Genomic DNA, 18706 nt, shown 5'->3' with positions numbered 1-18706 from the left:
CTGTCAATTCTCCTGGAACGTTAGGGACTTGTGGTCCTTTTGAACGCCAGGAAGCGTCAGGATGCGATTGTGCAGAACGACATAGGCTCCCGGCGGCAGAAGGCGTAGCGCCAGCAGCGCTTCGGTCACGTTCTGAACCGCGTCGGATCCTTTGATCGCGTAAGGCACCATTGCGCCGGTGAAGACGACGGGCACGGGAAACTCGGACATACGCGCACACAAAACAGTGCCGCTGTCGGCCATGCTGTCGGTTCCATGCGTCACCAGAACCGCATCGTGCGTTTTGCAAGCGCCGATAATCGCCGAGGCAATATGATCCCGATCGGCATCGCGGATTTCCAGGCTGTCTAAGTGCAGAAGATCGATGTAGGTCAATTCAAGATCGTCAATCCGCAAATCCGCAATAAGTTCCTGGACCTTCGGTTCGAAATTGTAGAGCCGGGCCTCGGCGGGATTGTAGCTCTTTGCGATCGTTCCGCCCGTCATGATCACGGCGACGGAAAGCGGACCCGTACCACGGCCGGCACGAGGGCGAAGCGGCTTGTTCATCTCAGATCTCTTTATTTGGGTCGCACGACCAGCACCGAACACCTTGCGTGGCGGACGATCTTTGCGGCGTTTGGTCCAAGCAGGTAGTCGCCGAAGTCGGGCAGATGGGACATCAAGACGATGAGATCGCTCGACAACTCTTCTGCGGTGTGCAGGATTTCGGAGTAGATCGTACCGGACCGGGCGACTTTTTGGATTGTGCCGAATTCATCGGTCTGGACAAGGTTTTCGAGGCGATCCCGTGCCACGGCGAGCGCGCGCTCCTTTAGATCGGCGGGCAAGGCGGAGGCGAGGGGAGCCGCCTGCGCCGCCTGTGCAATAACCGTGCCGAGGTCCGGTACGACCGTCACGACGCTCAGCTCGACCTTGTTGCCTTTGGCATGCTGTCGAAGTTCTGGCAGAACGGCGCTCCACGAACGGGGTTCTTCCACATCGATTGGAACCAGGATTTTCAGTGTCATGGGATCTCCTTTCCGGTCAAAGTCCGGTGATCAGGGACGGCAACCAAAGCGACAGGGAAGGAATGAATGTGGTCAGAAGGACCACGGGAAAATATGCCAGGAAGACGAACACCAAGGTCGGTCTCACCACTTTTGCCAGCGTAGTCTGTCCGATCAGTGTGCCGAAATAGAGGATCGGAGCTGTTGGCGGCGTGATCAGGCCCATTCCGAGATTCACGCCTATGATCGCGGCAAAATGAACCGGATGAACGCCGGCTTCGGTGACAACCGGCAACAGCAACGGTGCTGCCAGCAAGATGCCGGAGACATCTTCCATGAACATGCCGATCAAGAGCAGAAATGCATTGACCAGTAGAAGCAGGATGATCGGGTTCTCGGAGATCATCAGCATCGATTCCAGGATCTGCTGCGGAACCTCTTCCAGGGTCAGAACCCGGGCGAGCATGTTTGCGGTGAAGATAACCAGCATGAGGACGGATGTAACCTGAGCCGATTTCCAGACAACGTCGTAGAACGATTTGAAAGTCAGCTCACTGTAGATCAGAAAGGCGACAGGCAATGCGTAGATCACGGCCACCGCTGCAGCTTCGGTCGGCGTGGTGATGCCGCCATAGATGAAGCCGAGAATGATCAGTGGCATCGCCAGGCCGAAGCCCGCTTCTCTTGTCCGCTGAAACACCGTTTTCATCTGGATATTGAACGGTTGAGGGTCGGCAATCTGGATGTCCATTTTCCGCGTGAGGATCATGTTCCAGAACGAAAACAGCGCTATGAGCAGAAGGGCCGGGATCAGTGGTGCCAGAAAGCACGCGGCGATGGACGTACCGGTGACCCAGCCGTACAGGATCATCGTTGCGCTTGGCGGGATCAACAACGCCAGAACCGCCGAGCAGCTGACAAGCGATGTTGCATACCCGCGGTCGTAACCCTGTTCGACCATGCGCGGTATTGCGATGGATCCGATTGCGGCAACGGCCGATGACGCCATGCCGGAAATCGCTCCGAAGATTGCCGTTGTGATGATTGTGACGACGCCCAAACCGGACCGGTACCGGCCCAAAATGCTGTCTGCAAGTTCCAGCAATCGCTTTGCGATGCCGCCCTGGGTCATGATGCCGCCCGCCAGGATGTAGAGCGGGATCGCCAGCAGCACGACCGACGACACTTTTGAAAACCCTGCCGTAATCAGGAATGTCGTCGAGCCATAATTGCCGAAGATGACCAGAAACGCGGCTGCGGCAACAAAGGTCAGGGCAACCGGTACCCCCAGGATCATCAGCAACACGAGAAGCGCGACATCCATCAATATCAAAGTACTCATGTGTCTTGCTCCTTTGAGACCGCATGCCAGATGGTTGCGCGCAGGCTGTCGAAAAACTCGAGCAGGAAGTAGAAGGCGGTCAGCGAGAGGCCGACGAACATCGTTCCGTAGATCCAGATCATCGGCAGACGAAGCTCGGTCGATTTCGTTCCCATTCGCTCGGTAAAGACGAGCAGGTCCCAAAGGGAATTCAGAATGTAGAGCGTCAGAACGAAAGCGAGCAGGCGGGTAAAGGCGTGAACACCGGCGGTGATCCGCCCCTCGCCGAAAATTGTGTCGATCAGGCTTGCGGAGATATGGCTCCGCTCATGCGTGGCGTAGGCCGCGCCGATGAAATACATGATGACACCGGCAAAGCTGGCCAGTTCCTCGATCCCGAACAGCGAGTAATTGAAGACGTATCTCGCAACGACCTGGAGAAACACAGCCAGGGTGAAAACTATGGAGCTGACGAACATCACAAATTTCAGGATGTTGAGCTTGAACTTCCACAGCGGATGCCGGAATTGAGTCTGGCGCTCTTCGAGCATTTTCCTTCCTCCCCCGAAAGGACTGGAGCCGGATCGCTCCGGCTCCTGCTTGAATTAGTTTGCGTAGTACTGCTGGATGAGGTCGTAGAGTTCGTCGCCGATCTCGTCCTTCATCTGCGGCCACGCGTCAGCGCGTACCGCATCCGCCAGCAGGTCAATTTCTTCCCGGCTATAGGTGACAACGGTAACGCCGCTGTCTTTCAGCTGTTGCAGGTATTTGTTGTCCGCATCTTCAACGGCGTTGAACCTCTGCGTGGCCAGGTCTTTGGCGATTGCCGAGACCGTTTTTTGGTCTTCTTCAGAAAGGCGTGCGAGTGACATTGTCGAGCCGAGCAGCCAATTGATCTCGAAGTGATCATTGATCTGCAACCAGGTGTCGACGACGCCGTTCCAGTCGCGGACCGCATTTTCTGGGACACCACCGACCATACCGTCAATGACGCCAGTCTGGACGCCGGTATAAAGCTCTGCCCAAGGCATCGTCGTGGTGGAATAACCGAGACGTTCCAGCGTCGGTTTATGGGTCGGTACCCCGGACGGCCAGACCCTGATCTTCAGGTCGGAATGGTCCGCATCCGGGTTCTTCGGATCGGCGACAGGTTTACCGACCGCCATGCCACCGAGACCGAAAGCGTAGGGCGCCATGACACTGATCTGTTGCGGTGCGACCAACTCGTCCACGATGTTGAACAGGAAACCGTCTGTGTTCCAGGCTTCCTTCGCGCTGTCATAATCGACTGCGGTATAGGGGAACCAGGTGATGGCGAGGCGCGAGTCAAACTTGGTCGAAATCGACTGGATGGCAAGATCAACCGCGCCCTGGCTCAGCTGTTCGTAGACTTCTTCCCAGTCGCCAAGCTGGCTTGCGGGAAAGATACGGACGTTCACGCGGCCGTCGGTCTCTGCGGAAACCCGATCTGCAAACTGATGAGCCCATTTGTCCATGTCACTGTCCGGCGGGGACAGATGAGACAGGCGAAGAGTTGTTTCCGCCGATGCGGCAAACGCTGAAAACGAAACTGCAAGTGCGGTTGCCGCCCCCAGAACGGTGCGGCGATTGATCCTCGAAAGCATTGAAATCCTCCAATTTCCGTCGCCACCCCACGGCGGCAATGAGAAAAGGATAAGTGGAGAATTCGCAGCCTGAATTGAACGTGTTGGCCCTTTTTTATAATAGAATGGACCTCGCTTTGCCGGCCGACAAAAATACCGGCGACCAAGGCCGCCGGTTCAGTTGGGGGAAGTTTCTGTTGTGTTTGCTACGCCGAAGGAATGCGGTGCTCAATCTCGGTTCCCCAGGTGTCTGCCATCGTGTATCCAAGTGGATAAGGATCACTTGGGTCGGCGCCAAGCTGCATCATGGCATAGATCCAGGCGCGCCCTGACAGTCGTGGAATGACCGCGTTTCTGGTTCCCAAGCGGGTGACTGCCACAACAGAAGCGTCGAACCGAGAACCGATTGTCGACCGCATTTCCAGTGTCTGACCCTGCTTGATCTGGCGTTTTTCATGCATCACCGCGAGGCGTGCAGCACTGCCGGTTCCACACGGCGAGCGGTCGACACGACCTGGAGGCATGATGGTCGCGTTGCGGTAAACATGCTTGTCGGGGTCGATGTCGTCGGTGAACATCAGGAACTCGATACTGTTGAATGCGGGAATTTCCGGATGGCAAACGGGCAATTGTTCTCTGGCGGCCCGTTTGATGCGAGCGCCAAGATCCAACATTTCCCGGGCGACGTCAGGGCCGATCTGAAACCCGAGTTCCGAGGCGCGCGGCATGACATAGTAGACGCCACCAAAGGCCACATCGACGGAAATCGATCCAATCCCTTCAACCTCGATGGTTGCATCGAGATACTCGGCAAACGCCGGAAAGAAATCCAGCGTTACCCGTTCAACGCGGCCATCGGCGCATTGTGCGACCGCCTTCACGAGACCTGCAGCAGTATCCAGCACGATTGTGGTCTCTGGTTCTTGCATGGGAAGAATGCCGGTTTCGAGCAAAACCGTTGTGACGCACATTGCGTTGGATCCGGACATTGGATGTGTCCCGTCGGCCTGCATGGGTATGAAGGCAGCGTCCGCGTCCGGGTCGCAGGGCGAGAGCAGCAGGTTTGTGGTCATCTGCGCACAGCCGCGCGGTTCGTTGTTCACAAACTGGCGCAGCTCGTCATTTTCCTGCAGATACTGCATTTTTTCCAGCACCGAAGCGCCGGGCACATCCAGGACACCTCCGGTAATAACCCGGCCGACTTCGCCCTCAGCATGCGCTCCAATGACCGTCAGGGTTTTCTTCCAGCGCATTGTTCCTCCTTGCAATTTTTTGGCAAGTGTAGGAACGATGTGGGCAATTAATAGAACATGGTAGACATTTATAGGACATTCGGCAGACAGACATGGACTTCCTGACGTCGCATAGCGCTTCGGACATCGAACCGGATGTGAGATTTGCGTTTGTGCTCACGCCCGCGTTCACGCTTCTTCCACTGGCGGGATTTGCCGACGCCGTGCGGCACTCGTCAGACGAAGCTGACAGAAGCAGGCAGGTTTTCTGTCATTGGGAGGTTTTGGGTCACGACCTTAACCCGGTCCCGTCCAGCACAGGTATGGCGGTTCGTCCCTGGAATACCTTCGAAGAGGCTGGCGACTACGACTACATCGTCGTTGTGGGCGGTTTGCTGGACTACCTGAACGACATTCCGCCTCAGACATACGATTTTTTACGGGAACACCACTCAAGGGGCACCAAGCTGGTGGGACTGTGTACCGGCAGTTTTGCGCTGGCGCGCACCGGATTGCTCAATGGCAGGAGAGCTGCGATCCACGCCCATCACCGGCCGGAATTTGTCGAGATGTTTCCGAAGGTCATTCCCGTCGAAAACGAGCTATATGTCTCAGAGGGCGACATTCTAACGTGTCCAGGTGGCACCGCCGCCATCGACCTTGCCGTCGAGATTCTGATCGAACACTGCGGCCGCTCGCGCGGAATGAAAGGATTGACGGCACTGGTTGTCGACGAGCACAGGTCCGCCCATGAAGTTGGGCGTCTTCCATACCAGGATCTTGAGGAATGCGGGAACTGGCGTGTCGAGCAGGCCGTCAAGATCATGCGCCAGAAGTTGCGCGAACCTGACACAACGGAACACCTGGCAGAAAAGCTCGGTTCGACCGTTCGTCAGCTGAACAGGGTTTTTCTTCAACACGCAAATTCGACGCCGCAGGAAGTCTGGCGCGATATGCGGCTACAGCATGCGCGCTGGCGACTGATGAACTCGAAAAGGACCATCACGCAGATCTCGTATGAATGCGGATTTTCCGACAGCAGTCACTTCGCACGCTGGTTCAAGACCAAATTCGGGGAAACGCCGCGACGCTACCGGGACTCCAGGCTGGCAAAGCAACGCTAGCGGCGCAGTCAATAGGAACTTGCTGCCGGGTTTTGCCTGGCAGAAAAATTCAATAGTCGAAATACGCGTCCGTGCCTGCGCGCAAGCGTTCGAATTCCGCAACCTGTTCTGCCTCGCGTCCGTCTCCGCCAGCGACCACAGAAGCCAGAAGCAGTTCGACAAGAGCGGTCATTGCAACAACGGATGGATAGTAGTGGGGACTGTCGGCATTCGCGAAAAATGCAAGATCCGCCTCCTCAGCGAGCGGCGAACTCGGCCGGTCGGTGATCGCGACGGTAAACGCGCTGCGTCGCTGGGCGAACTGCATTGCATCGACCGTTCGCCGTGCGGTCGGGCTCATGCCGAAACAAATGACCATGTCCTCTTTGTTCAGCGCACTCATTTGTTCGGCTGCGATCGCGTATTCCGCACCGACCAGTCTCAGATTGGATAATATCAGGCTGCCGGTGTTCTTCATCATCGAGGCAAGCCAGAACAAGGATGATGATCCCACCAGACAGACATTCGGCGCCCGGCGAATTTTCTCGCAAAACCTGTCCAAGTCCTGACGGGGCAGGCTGGTTCTCAACTGGTGGATATTGGCTTCCGCTGCAGACAGGATCTTCTCGGTATGGGTCTCTTCGCCGGTTGTTTTGTCCTCTTGCCTAAGAGCACCGGCTCTGGCCCCGAACCCGTCGCGCAACAGCTCCTTTTGAAAGGCCGCCCGGAAGTCCTCATAGCTGTCAAATCCGAGATGTCGTGCCAGTCTCAGCATCGTTGTTGAGGTAACGCCGACGGCTGACGCGGACCCTCGCATGGAATTGAGCGCCATCTTGTCCGGGTGGTCGAGCGCGTAACGAGCCGCTTGCGCGAGCTTCTTGGGCAGGTCGGGGAGGGCTTTGCGCAGCGTATTCGTAAGTGACACGTTGGGTCTCCGATACTTTTTTGCAGCAAACGATATTTTTTTGAACAAAACAAGCCGGTTGAACCAGAAAAAAATATCGATTGATATTTTTTATTTAAGAAAGTATCAGATGATCCTTAAGTTTGAACCGTCGCAACACGGCAGCAGAAATGACCCACTACTCAGCTCTCTCGGTGCTCAGGAATGCACTTTCAGGAAACAGGTCCTGGGGACGTGCCTGGCGGGACCCCGACCCGAAACCGTCCTACGATGTCCTCATCGTTGGCGGCGGCGGTCATGGTCTGGCGACCGCCTATTATCTCGCCAAGGAACACGGCATCAAAAATGTAGCCGTCGTTGAGAAGGGCTGGCTGGGTGGCGGCAACACCGGGCGCAACACAACTATCGTTCGCTCGAACTACATGATGCCTGGCAATACGATGTTCTATGAACGCTCGATGCGGCTTTGGGAAAATCTCAGCCAGGATCTCAATTTCAATGTGATGATCTCGCAGCGCGGCCAATACAATCTGTGCCACTCGCCCGCCCAGATGGACGCAGCGCGCCGCCGCGGCAACATCATGCGGGCAAACGGCATCGATGCCGAATTGTTCGATCGCGAAGAGGTTCGCCGCCGCTTGCCCTATCTGGACTATTCGCAGGCTGCGCGCTTTCCAATTCACGGTGCCATCTTTCAGGGCAGGGCCGGTACAGCGCGGCACGATGCGGTGGCCTGGGGATATGCCCGCGGTGCTGACCGTCACGGTGTCGACATTCTTCAGCAACGCGAAGTCACCGGCTACCTCTGGGACGGAGGCAGGATTTGCGGGGTCCGGACAAGTCGCGGAGACATCCGGGCCGCGAAGGTTGCCCTTTGTGTGGCGGGTCACAGCGGACATCTGGCGCAGATGGCCGGACTGCGGCTTCCCATCGAGACACACAGCCTGCAAGCTTTCGTCACCGAGCCCTACAAGCCTCTAGTCGACACCGTTGTTTCCTTCGGAGCTGCGCATTTCTACATCAGCCAGTCAGACAAGGGCGGCCTTGTGCTCGGCGGTGATCTCGACATGTACAATTCCTACGCACAGCGCGGCGGACTCCCCATTGTCGAGCACACTTTGGCCAGTGCCAAGGCGCTCATGCCGTGTGTTTCGCGACTAAAGCTGCTGCGTCACTGGGCAGGTGTCATGGATATGTCCATGGACGGGTCTCCCTTCATCACAAAAACCCCGGTTGACGGTCTCTATCTGAACGGTGGCTGGTGCTACGGCGGCTTCAAGGCCACACCCGCGTCCGGCTGGTGTTTCGCCTGGACCATCGCCAAAGACCAACCGCATGAAGACAACCGCGAATTCACCCTCGACCGTTTCGAGCGTGGCTACCAGATCGACGAAAAGGGCATGGGCCCACAACCGAACGCACACTGAGGAGCGAGCATGATCAGGATAAATTGCCCGGTCTGCGGGCTCCGGAACGAAACGGAATTCACTTACGGCGCCGACGCGACCGTCAACCGCCCGGCACTGGACGAACAGGAAACCGGACCCTGGCTGGACTATGTCTTCAACCGTGACAATCCGCGCGGCTGGCACAAGGAATACTGGCACCACGTTCAAGGCTGCCGGCAGTGGCTCGTCCTGGAACGGAACACGCTCACGCATGAAATCCGGGGATGCAGGCTTGCAAGGGAGGCCGGGGAATGAGGCGTCTCAATGCGGGTGGTCGCATCGACCGAACCAAGCCCTTGTCGGTGACTTTCGAGGGGCGCGCGCTGCCTGCGTACCAAGGTGACACCCTCGCGTCAGCTATGCTGGCAGGCAGTGTTTCTCTGGCTGGACGAAGCTTCAAGTACCATCGCCCTCGCGGTGTCTTTTCGGCGGGCGTCGAAGAACCCGGAGCACTAGTGCATCTGCGTGAGGGAGACCGGCATGAACCCAATGTGCGTGCGACGACCACCGAGGCGTTCGACGGCCTGGTTTCCACCGCGCAGAACGCCTGGCCAAGCCTGACAGCCGATATCGGGGCGATGAACAATATCTTGAGCCCGGTCTTGAGCGCCGGGTTCTACTACAAGACCTTCATTGGCCCTTTCAGGAACTCCACCAGGTTCTGGATGATGTGCGAAGCCTTCATCCGCAAAGCTGCGGGCATGGGCCGTGCAACCACTCTGGAGGATCCCGATCGATACGAAAAACGCAATGCCTTCTGCGACGTTCTGGTGATTGGAGGGGGCGCGGCAGGTCTGTCAGCAGCGCTCGCCGCAGGCCGCGCCGGTGCGCAGGTGATCCTTGTCGAGCAGGACTTCGAACTCGGCGGTGCCATCCTTTCAGATCCTGTCGGCGCTCCGGGCGACGCATGGCTTTCCCGGGTCAAGGAAGAACTGGCGAGTTTGCCCAACGTCCGGATCCTGCTTCGGACAACGGCTTTCGGCGCTTATGACGGTGGCACGTACGGTCTTGTCGAACGTGTCTCGGATCATCTCAAAACGCCGCAGTCTGGTCAGATAAGGCAACGCTACTGGCTGGTCCACGCCGGGCGGGCGGTCCTGGCGACGGGTGCGCTTGAACGGCCGCTGGTTTTTGCCGGCAACGACAGACCCGGTGTGATGCTGGCGGGCGCGGTCAGGACCTATCTCAACCGGTTCGCTGTCCTTGCCGGCCAGAACGTCCTGCTTGCAACGAACAACGACACCGCCTATAGCACCGCAGCCGAATTGTCCCGGGCCGGTGCATTTGTAACGCTCGCCGATTTACGGGCAGACCCGCCCGACGACGCGCTTGCAATCGCGAAAGACGCAGGCGTGACCGTTCTGACGGGGCATGGCGTTCTCAAGGCTATTGGTAGAAAACGTGTTACGTCGGCGGTGATAACGCCTGTCGACGAAAGGGGCAGGGCAGCTGGCTCGACCAGGAAGGTGCCGGCAGACCTGATCGCCATGTCCGGCGGCTGGTCTCCAGTTGTACATCTGTGGTCACAGCTTTATCGCAAGCCGCAATACGATGCTCACGCAGTCTGCTTTGTTCCGTGCCAGGAGAGCGAGCATCACCTTCAGCCCGCTGGAACCGCATTTGCAGCGGCGACATTGGATGAGGTCATCGCGCAAGGGTTCAACCGCGGCATCGAAGCGGCGCGTGCGAGCGGGTCAACCGGTGAAGCCGGCGACCCGCCACCACCCTTTGAAGCCGGACCGTTCTGGCAGAAAAACCAGTCACCCGTATGGGCAACGCGCAAGGCTGACGGGTCACTTGCTGGAAAGGCATTCGTCGACTTCCAGCATGATGTCCAACTCAGCGATATCGATCAGGCACATCTGGAAGGCTACGTCTCGGTCGAACATCTGAAGCGATACACGACAACCGGGATGGCCACTGATCAGGGCAAGCTGTCCAACGTGAATGCCCTTGCACGCATGGCCGAATTGCGTGGACTTTCCATTCCGGACGTCGGCACCACAACGTTCCGGCCACCTTACACGCCGGTGTCAATCGGTGCGATCGTCGGTCATGAGCATGGCCGGCACTTTCGGCCGACGCGGCTGTCGCCGATCCACCATTGGCATATGGACAACGGCGCTAGAATGACGGAAGCCGGTGCCTGGATGCGGCCCTGGTTCTATCCGCAAGCGGACGAAGACCTGCAAGCCGCCTATATTCGCGAAGCCGCGCATGTGCGCCAAAACGTCGGCATGATCGACGTGTCGACACTGGGCAAGATTGCCGTTCAGGGACCTGACGCGGCCGAATTTCTCAACCGGGTCTATGTCAACGGATGGAAAACCCTCGCGATCGGTCGTCTTCGCTATGGTGCCATGCTGCGCGAGGACGGATTTGTCATGGACGATGGCGCAACCGCGCGTTTGGGCGAGTGGGACTATTTTATGTCGACCACCACGGCGAATGCCGCCAAGGTGCTGGCCTTTTCCGAACACCTGCTTCAAACCGCCTGGAAAGACCTGAAGGTTCATGTCACGTCCGTCACCGATCAATGGGCGGCAATCGCTCTTGCAGGGCCGAGTTCCCGGGCGTTGTTGAACTCGGTGACGGATGCCGATTTGAGCCGGGAGGCGTTGCCCAACAATCATGTCACACGCGCACATATTGGTGATGTGGCGGTCCGGGTTCACCGGATGTCTTATTCCGGTGAATTGGCCTACGAAATCTACATTCCCGCCGGCTACGGACAACATGTCTGGGAAACCCTTCATGCTGCGGGACAGGCGCATAACTTGAAGCCGTACGGGACCGAAGCCATGGGTGCTCTTCGGATCGAGAAGGGTCATGTGGCGGGGCCTGAAATCGAAGGCCGCACGACGTTGAAGGATCTGGGTCTTGAGGGCCTGGCGTCCAGCAAAAAACCTTTTGTTGGTTCGGTGCTGCGCAAGCGACCGGTGCTGACGGACCCGGACCGTCCAACGTTGATCGGACTTGAGATCGAGGGAGATGGCGGCGCCAAACCCGGATCGCTGCTCTTCCAGGCCAAGGCGGAAGCCAAGGGGCACGGCGAAGGCTGGGTTTCCTCGACCACCTATTCACCGGCGCTCGGAAAGAACATTGCGCTGGCGTTTTTGAAAAACGGCAAGGCACGACTTGGTGAGACCGTGAGGGTCGTCAATTTCGTCGGTGGTGAAACGCTGAGTGCCAGGGTCGTTTCACACCATTTCTTCGATCCTGAAGGGGAACGCCAAAATGGCTGAAGTCCTGTCCGCGTTAAGCAAGAAACTCGTCTCAGGGCATTATGGCCCTGCGGGTGATGCCGGTATCCGCCTGTCAGGCCGCCGCCTTCGCGGTCTGTGGCAATTGGCTGGTTGGGCCAATTTTGAAACTGCTGCAGCAAGCGCCCTGGAGGCTCTGGGTTTGTCCACGATAGGGACCTTCCAATCCGCTCAAGCAACGCAAATTGCTTGCGCCTGGCGGATTGCACCTGACAAATTACTTGTCGAAAGCGCACACGACCTGGGCGCATTCAATTCTCAGGACCTTGCTGTGCTCAATCTCAGCCATGCGCGCGAAGCAATCATCTTGTCCGGTCCGGCCGCGCGGGACCTGCTGTCTCAACTCATAGCGATCGATGTGTCTCCCGCAGCCTTTCGTCGAGGCGCGTTTTTGCAAACCGGAATCCATCACGTCGGCGTGCTCATTCATTGCGTTGAGGAAACGGACTTCGAGATCCTGGTTCCGACGACCTGGGCGGAATCTGGTTGGGAGGTATTGCTTGAAAACGCTTTACCCTTTGGGCTGGAAGTCCATTCAAACGCGTGATTGACGGTTCCCCAACTTCGCCTCCAGTTTGTTTCGTACCGCACAAAACTGATCAAGAGATTTGTTAATTTCCATTGCCTGCTCTAGCTGCCAGCCAACTCCCACACTGGTCAACAAGATCCCAAAATGGAGCGGCAAAGCACTCTACGACATTCAAGCCCACATATTTGAACCTCGAAATGCAACTCGGGGTAATCCACGGGCAGGTGAGGTTGCCGTGTGCGAGACTTAGGTAATTGAAACCTTAGGGGTAAATTGGTGGACGAGTACCGTTGCCGCCGTTACCCCAAACCCAACTAGTTTTCGGAAAGCCGCGGTGCCAAACCGATTTTGCGATATCAACGGTGTATCTCTCAATCGAGACAGCCAATGTCCGAAAAGGGGCCGGAAGTGGACTGTCGCGTTTTTTAGTAGATTCTGTAAAGCGGACATTACAGCCGTACCCGGATGCCGACATTAACGGCCCATAGGCGACATCGGTGCTTTGCGCAGCGAAGGTTCGGATCGAGCCCACTTTTCCGAATGCTGCACTCGCAACTAAAAGCGAAGTTGCGCGCCAAAATCGGTTGTTCGCCGCATTGAAGACTGCGCCCGAAGGCAGACATTCTTTTGAGGCGTAGCAAATTCACAGGAGGGCGGGAAACCGTCAACTCGCACCCTGGAATTGTTATGGCTCCCCATCAAGCTGTTGCCATTCCCGTTTCTCTATTTCGAGTTTCTTTATGCGCGAATAAAGCGTGGTTGGTTCAACGCCGAGCAGGGCGGCTGCGCCGTTTTTGCCGGACACCTTGCCGTGCGCCTCTTTGAGAGCAGATACGATATTGGCGCGTATTTCCAACTGCATTTCATACTCGGTTCTGACCGTCTTTCCGATATGCGCGCGCGGCCCGGTCGCGCTGCCAAGCTCCACAATCAATTTCTCGCCACGAGACACAATCGCTGCGCGCTCTATGACGTTCCGCAGTTCTTTCACGTTACCTGGCCAGGCATATTCCGTAAGCATTCGCATGGTGCGCTCGGTCACTTTGGGCACATGTCGATTGAGGCGTTCACAAGCAACCGCCAACAAATGCGTCACGAGATCAGGTATATCGTCTTTTCGATTGCGCAAAGGAATGCAGCTGATGGGAAAGACATTTAATGCCAAAAAAAGTTCTTCGCTGAACCTACCCGCTGAAACCTCGCGTTCGACATTGCTGGTGCTTGCGGCAATGATCCGTACATCGAGATTTTTAAACTGAGTGTCGCCAATACGTTTGAACCTGCCGTCTTGAAGAACACCTAAGAGCTTGTTTTGGATTTCGAGCGGCAACTCACACACATTTTCAATGTACAGTGTTCCGCCGTGCGCCAGTTCAATCGCCCCTGAGATCATCTGTGGTTTTTCGCCTGTCAAAGCGTTTTCAGAACGACCAAAGAGTTCCGCTTCAATCGCCGTCCGGCTAATCGAGCCAGACTTGAAGCGAATGAGAGGACGACCTTTCCGAAGGCTGTTCTTGTGTATCGCATTGGCCACGATTGATTTGCCTGTCCCGGTTTCACCTGTGATCAGCACAGGGGCGCTCGTGGGCGCAACTAGATCGATCTTGGCGCGAAGTTGCTGGATGGAAAGAGAGCGGCCGATGACGTCCTGATGAGCGCGTTCTTTGGTTATCTCTAGTTGAAGATACGCGTTTTCCTGCTCCAGGCGATCCCTGAGATCTGCCACCTCATTCATTGCATCAATGAGCTTTTTCTCATTGACCTTTCGCTCCGTGACGTCACGAAAGACAATCACTGCACCCGCCAATACCTTTTGGTTGTAGATCGGGGTGGAAACGTACTCTACCTGTATGGGTTTCCCATCTTTCTTCCAGAACACGTCATCATCTACCCGCATCACCTTTTCAAAGCGGAACGATTTGTAGATCGGGCAATCATGAGCGTGATGAACGCTGCCATCGGTGTGGTGATGGTGAATGATGTCGTGGATCACATTTCCCACGAGGTCTTCAAGCGTCCAACCAAGCATTTCTTGCGCCGCGCGATTGACGAATGTGGCCTGTCCTTGAGTATTGACGCCATATATACCTTCTCCGGCCGCGTTAAGGATGAGTTGGTTCCGCAGTTCCAGCTCTGCGAAGAACTCCTCCGCATGCTTCCACCCGACAATTCCATCGCGTTGAAGCTGATCGGTCTCAACTTGTTTCTCATGTTGCGACAGTTCGCTGAGTTCCAAAATCAGCAGCGTGAAAAGAGGGCGATGGGTGTCGTTGTCGCGCGGATTCATCTGCGCGCGAATTTCGCACTCGACACGCATTCCATTCTTGCTGCTGAGAACAGTCTTCCGCGTCCATGCCGTTCCACGATGGGCAACCTCGTCCAGAAACACGATAAATTCGGCAATGTTCGATCCGATCAGGGCAGAAAAACGCAGGTCTTCCAAATGCTGAATAGCCAATATATGACGTGCAGCCGCATTCGCGCTTAGAACGCGATCTTCCGTGGCATCAAGCACCAGCGCGGGAAGCGGAATGGCTTCAAGCTGAAGCGACAACTTCTGGTCTGTCAGTCTGCCGTGCATTCCATCCATCCGTATTGATACGCATTTTCACGAACCTACACGAAATTTGGTAATTTATGAAATTTCGTATTTAGACTCTTAAGTGTAACGAATTTAAGCTATTGAAAAAAATAGATAATTCATAAAATTGAAATCTCGAAAAGTGGCTATTTTTATTGTCAGAGCTCTCGCATTGTTAGACCTCGCAATCTCCCGCTCGCGGCGCACATATCGGAATCGTTGGCGAAAAAAGTCTTGTCGTGAGGGTGTCTTGTCAGTCGATGCAGTATCATGAGAGGTAACACATGACCCACTTCAAAGACCCATTTAATCCGAACATCGATGTTTGGAACGAATGTGGTGAGGCTTCAGAAAGCCCTACTGATCCCTATGCTGGACTTTCGAAGGAAGATGCCGACGCATTGAAGCTTCGTGCGAAACAATCGTTGAACGCAGAAGTCGGAATGGCGCGTGCGCTTGAAAGTTCCGTTATGCAGGGTTTGTTCAAAACGGACATTTCGCGCCGAGCGTTCTTACGCAGCGCCGGTGTGACTGGTGCACTTGCCGCCGTCTCGACCGTTTTCCCGCTGACGTCCCTTCAGGCTATGGCCGAAGAGGCCATGAAAAACCTAGAGAAGACAAAGTTGACTTTGGGCTTCGTGCCGATCACCTGCGCCACACCGATCATTGGCGGTCATGCACTGGGCTTCTACCAGCGTTATGGTCTTGATGTTGATATTGTTAAGACAGCTGGCTGGGCCGTATCACGCGACAAGTGCCTTAACGGCGAATACGATGGTTCGCACCTGCTCTTCCCGATGCCGATGGCAATGTCGCTCGGCATTGGATCCACGGCACAGCCCTGGAAAGTGGTATCAAACGTAAACACCAACGGCCAGGCAATCGTTCTGGCAAACAAGCACCGCGACAATCAGGATCCGAAGAACTGGAAAGGCTTCAAGTTTGCGGTTCCGTTTGAATATTCGATGCACAACCTTCTGCTTCGCAACTATGTTGCCGATGCAGGCCTGGACCCGGATCGTGACATCCAGATTCGCGTCGTTCCGCCGCCTGAAATGGTCGCAAACCTGCGCTCAGAGAACGTTGATGGCTATCTCGCACCAGACCCGTTCTGTCAGCGTGCCGTCTATGACCAGGTTGGCTTTATTCACAAACTGACATTGGATCTTTGGAAGCAACATCCGTGCTGTGTGTTCGGTCTGTCTGAGAAATTCATTACAGAAAATCCGAACACGACCATGGCTTTGACGACTTCCATTCTTGAGGCCACAGCCTCGGCGGAAACGTCAGAAGGTCGTGTTGCATTCGCAGAATCGATGGCGCCGGCAAATTACCTCAACCAACCAGTCGAAATTCTGAAACAGATCCTGACTGGTGTGTTCCCCGACGGCCAAGGCAACATCAAGAACGTGCCGGACAGGATTTCGTTCATGCCATTGCCAACTCAGACGATGGGTACTTGGGTACTTTCCCAGTTGCGGCGCTGGAACTACATCGACGCTGACACCGACTACGCAACCCTTGCGGAAGAACTGGTCATGACGACGACCACACGTGAACGGATGCGCGCGATGATGGCGGCTGACCCGAACTTGACCTTCTCTGATGCAGAACAGGATGTCTACGCGCCTGTTGATATTCAGGGCCGCGAATTCGCTCCGGCTGCGGCGCAGCAGTTCATTGATAGCCAACCGTTCTCTCGCACTGTCGGCTGAACCAGCCCAAAAACGAAAGACGGAGCGAGCATGCTCGCCCCGTCTTAACTCTTGAATTTTGGGATGATTTTTATGGTTCAGAAAATAGATATGCGCAGCACCTTGCTGTCGTTGACAATCTTGTTTGTCGGCGTCTTCATTTGGCACGCAGCAACGCATGTCCCTGACACAGGCCCCACGGGCGTCGAGTTGTCACAAGGCGAGATGGACACGCTGCTTGGGAAAAACATGCTTTCCGAGGACATTGAATACTATGCCACGCAAGGCGTTGAATTTGCGCAATTGGAGCAAATTGCTTCCCTCAATCTTTCGCGCTCGATGATCGAAGCTGCCGGTGGCATCCAGGCGCTCGGTATCAGCGCCCCGGATGAAAACAGCGCGCCAGCACCTGGTTCGCTTTTCCCTTCACCTACCCAGATCGGCAAGGAGTTGTGGGCGACCATAGCTGATCCATTCTACGTCGCCGGCACCAACGACATGGGTTTTGGCATACAGATGGGATACTCGTTGCTGCGGGTTCTGATTGGGTATTCGCTTTCGGCGGCTGTGGCAATTCCGTTGGGTTTCCTCATTGGCATGTCGCCGATGTTTTATAAGGCGCTCGATCCTTTCATTCAGGTTTTGAAACCCATTTCGCCGTTGGCCTGGATGCCGATCGCGCTCTTCACCATCGGCGATAGCGAATTGTCTTCGATTTTCGTGATCTTTATTTGCTCGCTATGGCCAATGCTGACGAACACGGCTTTTGGTGTGGCCAATGTCCGGTCGGACTGGGTCAATGTGGCACGTACACACGAATTGAGCACCACGAAGACCGCACTAACCGTCATTTTGCCGGCAGCAGCGCCCACCATCATTACCGGAATGCGCATTTCCATCGGAATTGCATGGCTTGTGATCGTCGCCGCCGAGATGCTCGTTGGCGGGACTGGCATTGGGTACGTGGTGTGGAACGAATGGAATGGCCTGCGTCTCGACCGAATGATTGTCGCAATTCTTCTGATCGGCGTGGTGGGCATGTTGCTCGATGCCGCCTTTGCGCGACTGCAACGTGCCGTCGCTTACGCTGAATAAGGAGTGAATTGATGACCAAGCCATTTCTTTCCGTTGAACTTCTCACACAGCAGTTTCCGGACGGCGCAGGGGATACTCTTACCGTTTTCGAAAACGCCACGTTTAGTGTCGCAGAGGGTGAATTCGTCTGCATTCTTGGCCATTCCGGTTGCGGCAAGTCGACGATCATGAACGTACTTGCTGGTTTGGCTGAGCCAACAAGCGGCACTGTCATTATGGACGGCGAGGAAATTTCTGGGCCGAGCCTTGATCGGGGCGTGGTGTTCCAGAACTACTCGCTGCTGCCGTGGCTCTCAGCTCTGAAAAACGTCATGTTTGGTGTAGCGGCGCGGCATCCGGATTGGAGCAAGTCCGAAGTTCAGGCACACTCGGAAAAGTACCTCGCCATGGTGGGCCTAGATGGCGACGCCATCCACCGGAAACCATCCCAATTGTCTGGAGGTATGCGCCAGCGCGTCTCTATTGCAAGAGCGTTCGCCAATCACCCCAAACTGCTTCTTCTCGACGAACCTTTTGGCGCGCTTGACGCGCTGACGCGCGGAACAATCCAAGACGAACTTCTGAAAATTTGGAACGGGACAAATCAAACCGTTTTCATGATCACGCATGATATTGACGAAGCCATTCTGCTTGCGGACCGCATTTTGCTGATGACCAACGGACCGTTCGCACGTGTCGCGGAGGCCGTGGAGATCACCATTCCACGACCGCGCCGGCGTGAAGAAATCATCGATCACCCGAACTACTACGCCATCCGCAATCATCTCGTGCACTTCCTCGGCTCAAGGTCCAAAGAATTGGCAGGACAGTCTAGCGGCAGCGGAGCCAACTCGCCGGAAACCATCCGTATTGACCGCACCGAGAAAGACACGCCCGAAACCGATGATGATCCAACTCATCAAGCGCATTTGCGCGCCGTGAATGAATAGTGAAACAGGAGTCA

16 protein-coding genes are annotated in these 18706 nt (G+C 55.9%); 8 read left to right on the top strand and 8 right to left on the bottom strand.

Annotated features, from left to right (window positions below; genetic code table 11):
• Nucleotides 1-3: 3 nt before the first annotated feature.
• The 6 genes from RBB47_RS07740 to RBB47_RS07715 all read right to left on the bottom strand — a co-directional run bounded on the left by RBB47_RS07740 (nucleotide 4) and on the right by RBB47_RS07715 (nucleotide 5167).
• Nucleotides 4-549: an asparaginase domain-containing protein gene (locus tag RBB47_RS07740; RefSeq protein WP_305985194.1), complete on the bottom strand. Its 546-nt coding sequence runs from the start codon at nucleotides 547-549 to the stop codon at nucleotides 4-6.
• Between the two features lie 11 nt (nucleotides 550-560).
• The gene (locus tag RBB47_RS07735; RefSeq protein WP_305985193.1) at nucleotides 561-1010 is read right to left on the bottom strand and encodes a universal stress protein; all 450 of its coding nucleotides are present in this window, start codon (nucleotides 1008-1010) and stop codon (nucleotides 561-563) included.
• 16 nt (nucleotides 1011-1026) lie between these two features.
• A complete protein-coding gene (locus RBB47_RS07730) occupies nucleotides 1027-2331 on the bottom strand; it encodes a TRAP transporter large permease (RefSeq protein WP_305985192.1) in 1305 nt (434 codons plus the stop codon).
• The gene (locus tag RBB47_RS07725; RefSeq protein ID WP_305985191.1) at nucleotides 2328-2861 is read right to left on the bottom strand and encodes a TRAP transporter small permease; all 534 of its coding nucleotides are present in this window, start codon (nucleotides 2859-2861) and stop codon (nucleotides 2328-2330) included. Before RBB47_RS07725 ends, RBB47_RS07730 begins: the two co-directional genes overlap by 4 nt.
• A gap of 54 nt (nucleotides 2862-2915) precedes the next feature.
• Nucleotides 2916-3935 (bottom strand): TRAP transporter substrate-binding protein DctP, encoded by a 1020-nt coding sequence (dctP, locus tag RBB47_RS07720; protein WP_305985190.1) that lies wholly within the window; start codon nucleotides 3933-3935, stop codon nucleotides 2916-2918.
• A 185-nt stretch (nucleotides 3936-4120) separates the two neighbouring features.
• Nucleotides 4121-5167, bottom strand: coding sequence for a proline racemase family protein (locus RBB47_RS07715; RefSeq protein WP_305985189.1), 1047 nt, complete (start codon nucleotides 5165-5167; stop codon nucleotides 4121-4123).
• Nucleotides 5168-5259: 92 nt separating this feature from the next.
• Between RBB47_RS07715 and RBB47_RS07710 the strand changes: the two genes are divergently transcribed.
• A complete protein-coding gene (locus RBB47_RS07710; protein WP_305985188.1) occupies nucleotides 5260-6270 on the top strand; it encodes a GlxA family transcriptional regulator in 1011 nt (336 codons plus the stop codon).
• 49 nt (nucleotides 6271-6319) lie between these two features.
• Here the strand turns inward: RBB47_RS07710 and RBB47_RS07705 are convergent, their stop codons facing one another.
• Nucleotides 6320-7174 (bottom strand): MurR/RpiR family transcriptional regulator, encoded by an 855-nt coding sequence (locus RBB47_RS07705; RefSeq protein ID WP_305985187.1) that lies wholly within the window; start codon nucleotides 7172-7174, stop codon nucleotides 6320-6322.
• A gap of 149 nt (nucleotides 7175-7323) precedes the next feature.
• Here RBB47_RS07705 and RBB47_RS07700 point away from each other — a divergent pair, with 149 nt between their 5' ends.
• Genes RBB47_RS07700 through RBB47_RS07685 form a run of 4 tightly spaced genes read left to right on the top strand, consistent with a single transcriptional unit; the run spans nucleotide 7324 to nucleotide 12411 of the window.
• Nucleotides 7324-8580 carry a sarcosine oxidase subunit beta family protein gene (locus RBB47_RS07700; protein ID WP_305985186.1) on the top strand — a complete coding sequence of 419 codons (1257 nt, stop codon included), beginning with the start codon at nucleotides 7324-7326 and terminating at the stop codon, nucleotides 8578-8580.
• A gap of 9 nt (nucleotides 8581-8589) precedes the next feature.
• A complete protein-coding gene (locus tag RBB47_RS07695) occupies nucleotides 8590-8856 on the top strand; it encodes a sarcosine oxidase subunit delta (protein WP_305985185.1) in 267 nt (88 codons plus the stop codon).
• Nucleotides 8853-11846 carry a sarcosine oxidase subunit alpha family protein gene (locus tag RBB47_RS07690; protein WP_305985184.1) on the top strand — a complete coding sequence of 998 codons (2994 nt, stop codon included), beginning with the start codon at nucleotides 8853-8855 and terminating at the stop codon, nucleotides 11844-11846. Before RBB47_RS07695 ends, RBB47_RS07690 begins: the two co-directional genes overlap by 4 nt.
• A complete protein-coding gene (locus tag RBB47_RS07685) occupies nucleotides 11839-12411 on the top strand; it encodes a sarcosine oxidase subunit gamma (RefSeq protein WP_305985183.1) in 573 nt (190 codons plus the stop codon). Before RBB47_RS07690 ends, RBB47_RS07685 begins: the two co-directional genes overlap by 8 nt.
• Before the next feature lie 667 nt (nucleotides 12412-13078).
• Here RBB47_RS07685 and RBB47_RS07680 read toward each other — a convergent pair.
• On the bottom strand, nucleotides 13079-14974 hold the full coding sequence (locus tag RBB47_RS07680) for a sigma-54-dependent Fis family transcriptional regulator (RefSeq protein WP_305985182.1): 1896 nt from the start codon (nucleotides 14972-14974) through the stop codon (nucleotides 13079-13081).
• Nucleotides 14975-15258: 284 nt separating this feature from the next.
• Between RBB47_RS07680 and RBB47_RS07675 the strand changes: the two genes are divergently transcribed.
• From RBB47_RS07675 to RBB47_RS07665, 3 genes are all read left to right on the top strand, one after another.
• A complete protein-coding gene (locus RBB47_RS07675) occupies nucleotides 15259-16689 on the top strand; it encodes a CmpA/NrtA family ABC transporter substrate-binding protein (protein ID WP_305985181.1) in 1431 nt (476 codons plus the stop codon).
• Between the two features lie 72 nt (nucleotides 16690-16761).
• Nucleotides 16762-17763, top strand: a complete 1002-nt coding sequence (gene ntrB / locus RBB47_RS07670; protein ID WP_371932760.1) for a nitrate ABC transporter permease — start codon at nucleotides 16762-16764, stop codon at nucleotides 17761-17763.
• A gap of 11 nt (nucleotides 17764-17774) precedes the next feature.
• A complete protein-coding gene (locus RBB47_RS07665) occupies nucleotides 17775-18692 on the top strand; it encodes an ABC transporter ATP-binding protein (protein ID WP_305985179.1) in 918 nt (305 codons plus the stop codon).
• Nucleotides 18693-18706 lie beyond the last annotated feature (14 nt).

Origin of the sequence: Roseibium sp. MMSF_3544, assembly GCF_030732845.1 — a bacterium.
Taxonomy (GTDB): domain Bacteria; phylum Pseudomonadota; class Alphaproteobacteria; order Rhizobiales; family Stappiaceae; genus Roseibium.
This window is presented reverse-complemented; position numbering and strand designations above follow the sequence as displayed.

What these genes read in the sequence shown, in the direction of transcription:
- ntrB (WP_371932760.1), top strand. Translation starts at nt 16,762, where the DNA reads ATGGTTCAGAAAATAGATATGCGCAGCACCTTGCTGTCGTTGACAATC.
- RBB47_RS07725 (WP_305985191.1), bottom strand. Translation starts at nt 2,861, where the DNA reads ATGCTCGAAGAGCGCCAGACTCAATTCCGGCATCCGCTGTGGAAGTTC.
- RBB47_RS07685 (WP_305985183.1), top strand. Translation starts at nt 11,839, where the DNA reads ATGGCTGAAGTCCTGTCCGCGTTAAGCAAGAAACTCGTCTCAGGGCAT.
- RBB47_RS07700 (WP_305985186.1), top strand. Translation starts at nt 7,324, where the DNA reads ATGACCCACTACTCAGCTCTCTCGGTGCTCAGGAATGCACTTTCAGGA.
- RBB47_RS07690 (WP_305985184.1), top strand. Translation starts at nt 8,853, where the DNA reads ATGAGGCGTCTCAATGCGGGTGGTCGCATCGACCGAACCAAGCCCTTG.
- RBB47_RS07710 (WP_305985188.1), top strand. Translation starts at nt 5,260, where the DNA reads ATGGACTTCCTGACGTCGCATAGCGCTTCGGACATCGAACCGGATGTG.
- RBB47_RS07735 (WP_305985193.1), bottom strand. Translation starts at nt 1,010, where the DNA reads ATGACACTGAAAATCCTGGTTCCAATCGATGTGGAAGAACCCCGTTCG.
- RBB47_RS07715 (WP_305985189.1), bottom strand. Translation starts at nt 5,167, where the DNA reads ATGCGCTGGAAGAAAACCCTGACGGTCATTGGAGCGCATGCTGAGGGC.
- dctP (WP_305985190.1), bottom strand. Translation starts at nt 3,935, where the DNA reads ATGCTTTCGAGGATCAATCGCCGCACCGTTCTGGGGGCGGCAACCGCA.
- RBB47_RS07680 (WP_305985182.1), bottom strand. Translation starts at nt 14,974, where the DNA reads ATGCACGGCAGACTGACAGACCAGAAGTTGTCGCTTCAGCTTGAAGCC.
- RBB47_RS07695 (WP_305985185.1), top strand. Translation starts at nt 8,590, where the DNA reads ATGATCAGGATAAATTGCCCGGTCTGCGGGCTCCGGAACGAAACGGAA.
- RBB47_RS07675 (WP_305985181.1), top strand. Translation starts at nt 15,259, where the DNA reads ATGACCCACTTCAAAGACCCATTTAATCCGAACATCGATGTTTGGAAC.
- RBB47_RS07665 (WP_305985179.1), top strand. Translation starts at nt 17,775, where the DNA reads ATGACCAAGCCATTTCTTTCCGTTGAACTTCTCACACAGCAGTTTCCG.
- RBB47_RS07730 (WP_305985192.1), bottom strand. Translation starts at nt 2,331, where the DNA reads ATGAGTACTTTGATATTGATGGATGTCGCGCTTCTCGTGTTGCTGATG.
- RBB47_RS07740 (WP_305985194.1), bottom strand. Translation starts at nt 549, where the DNA reads ATGAACAAGCCGCTTCGCCCTCGTGCCGGCCGTGGTACGGGTCCGCTT.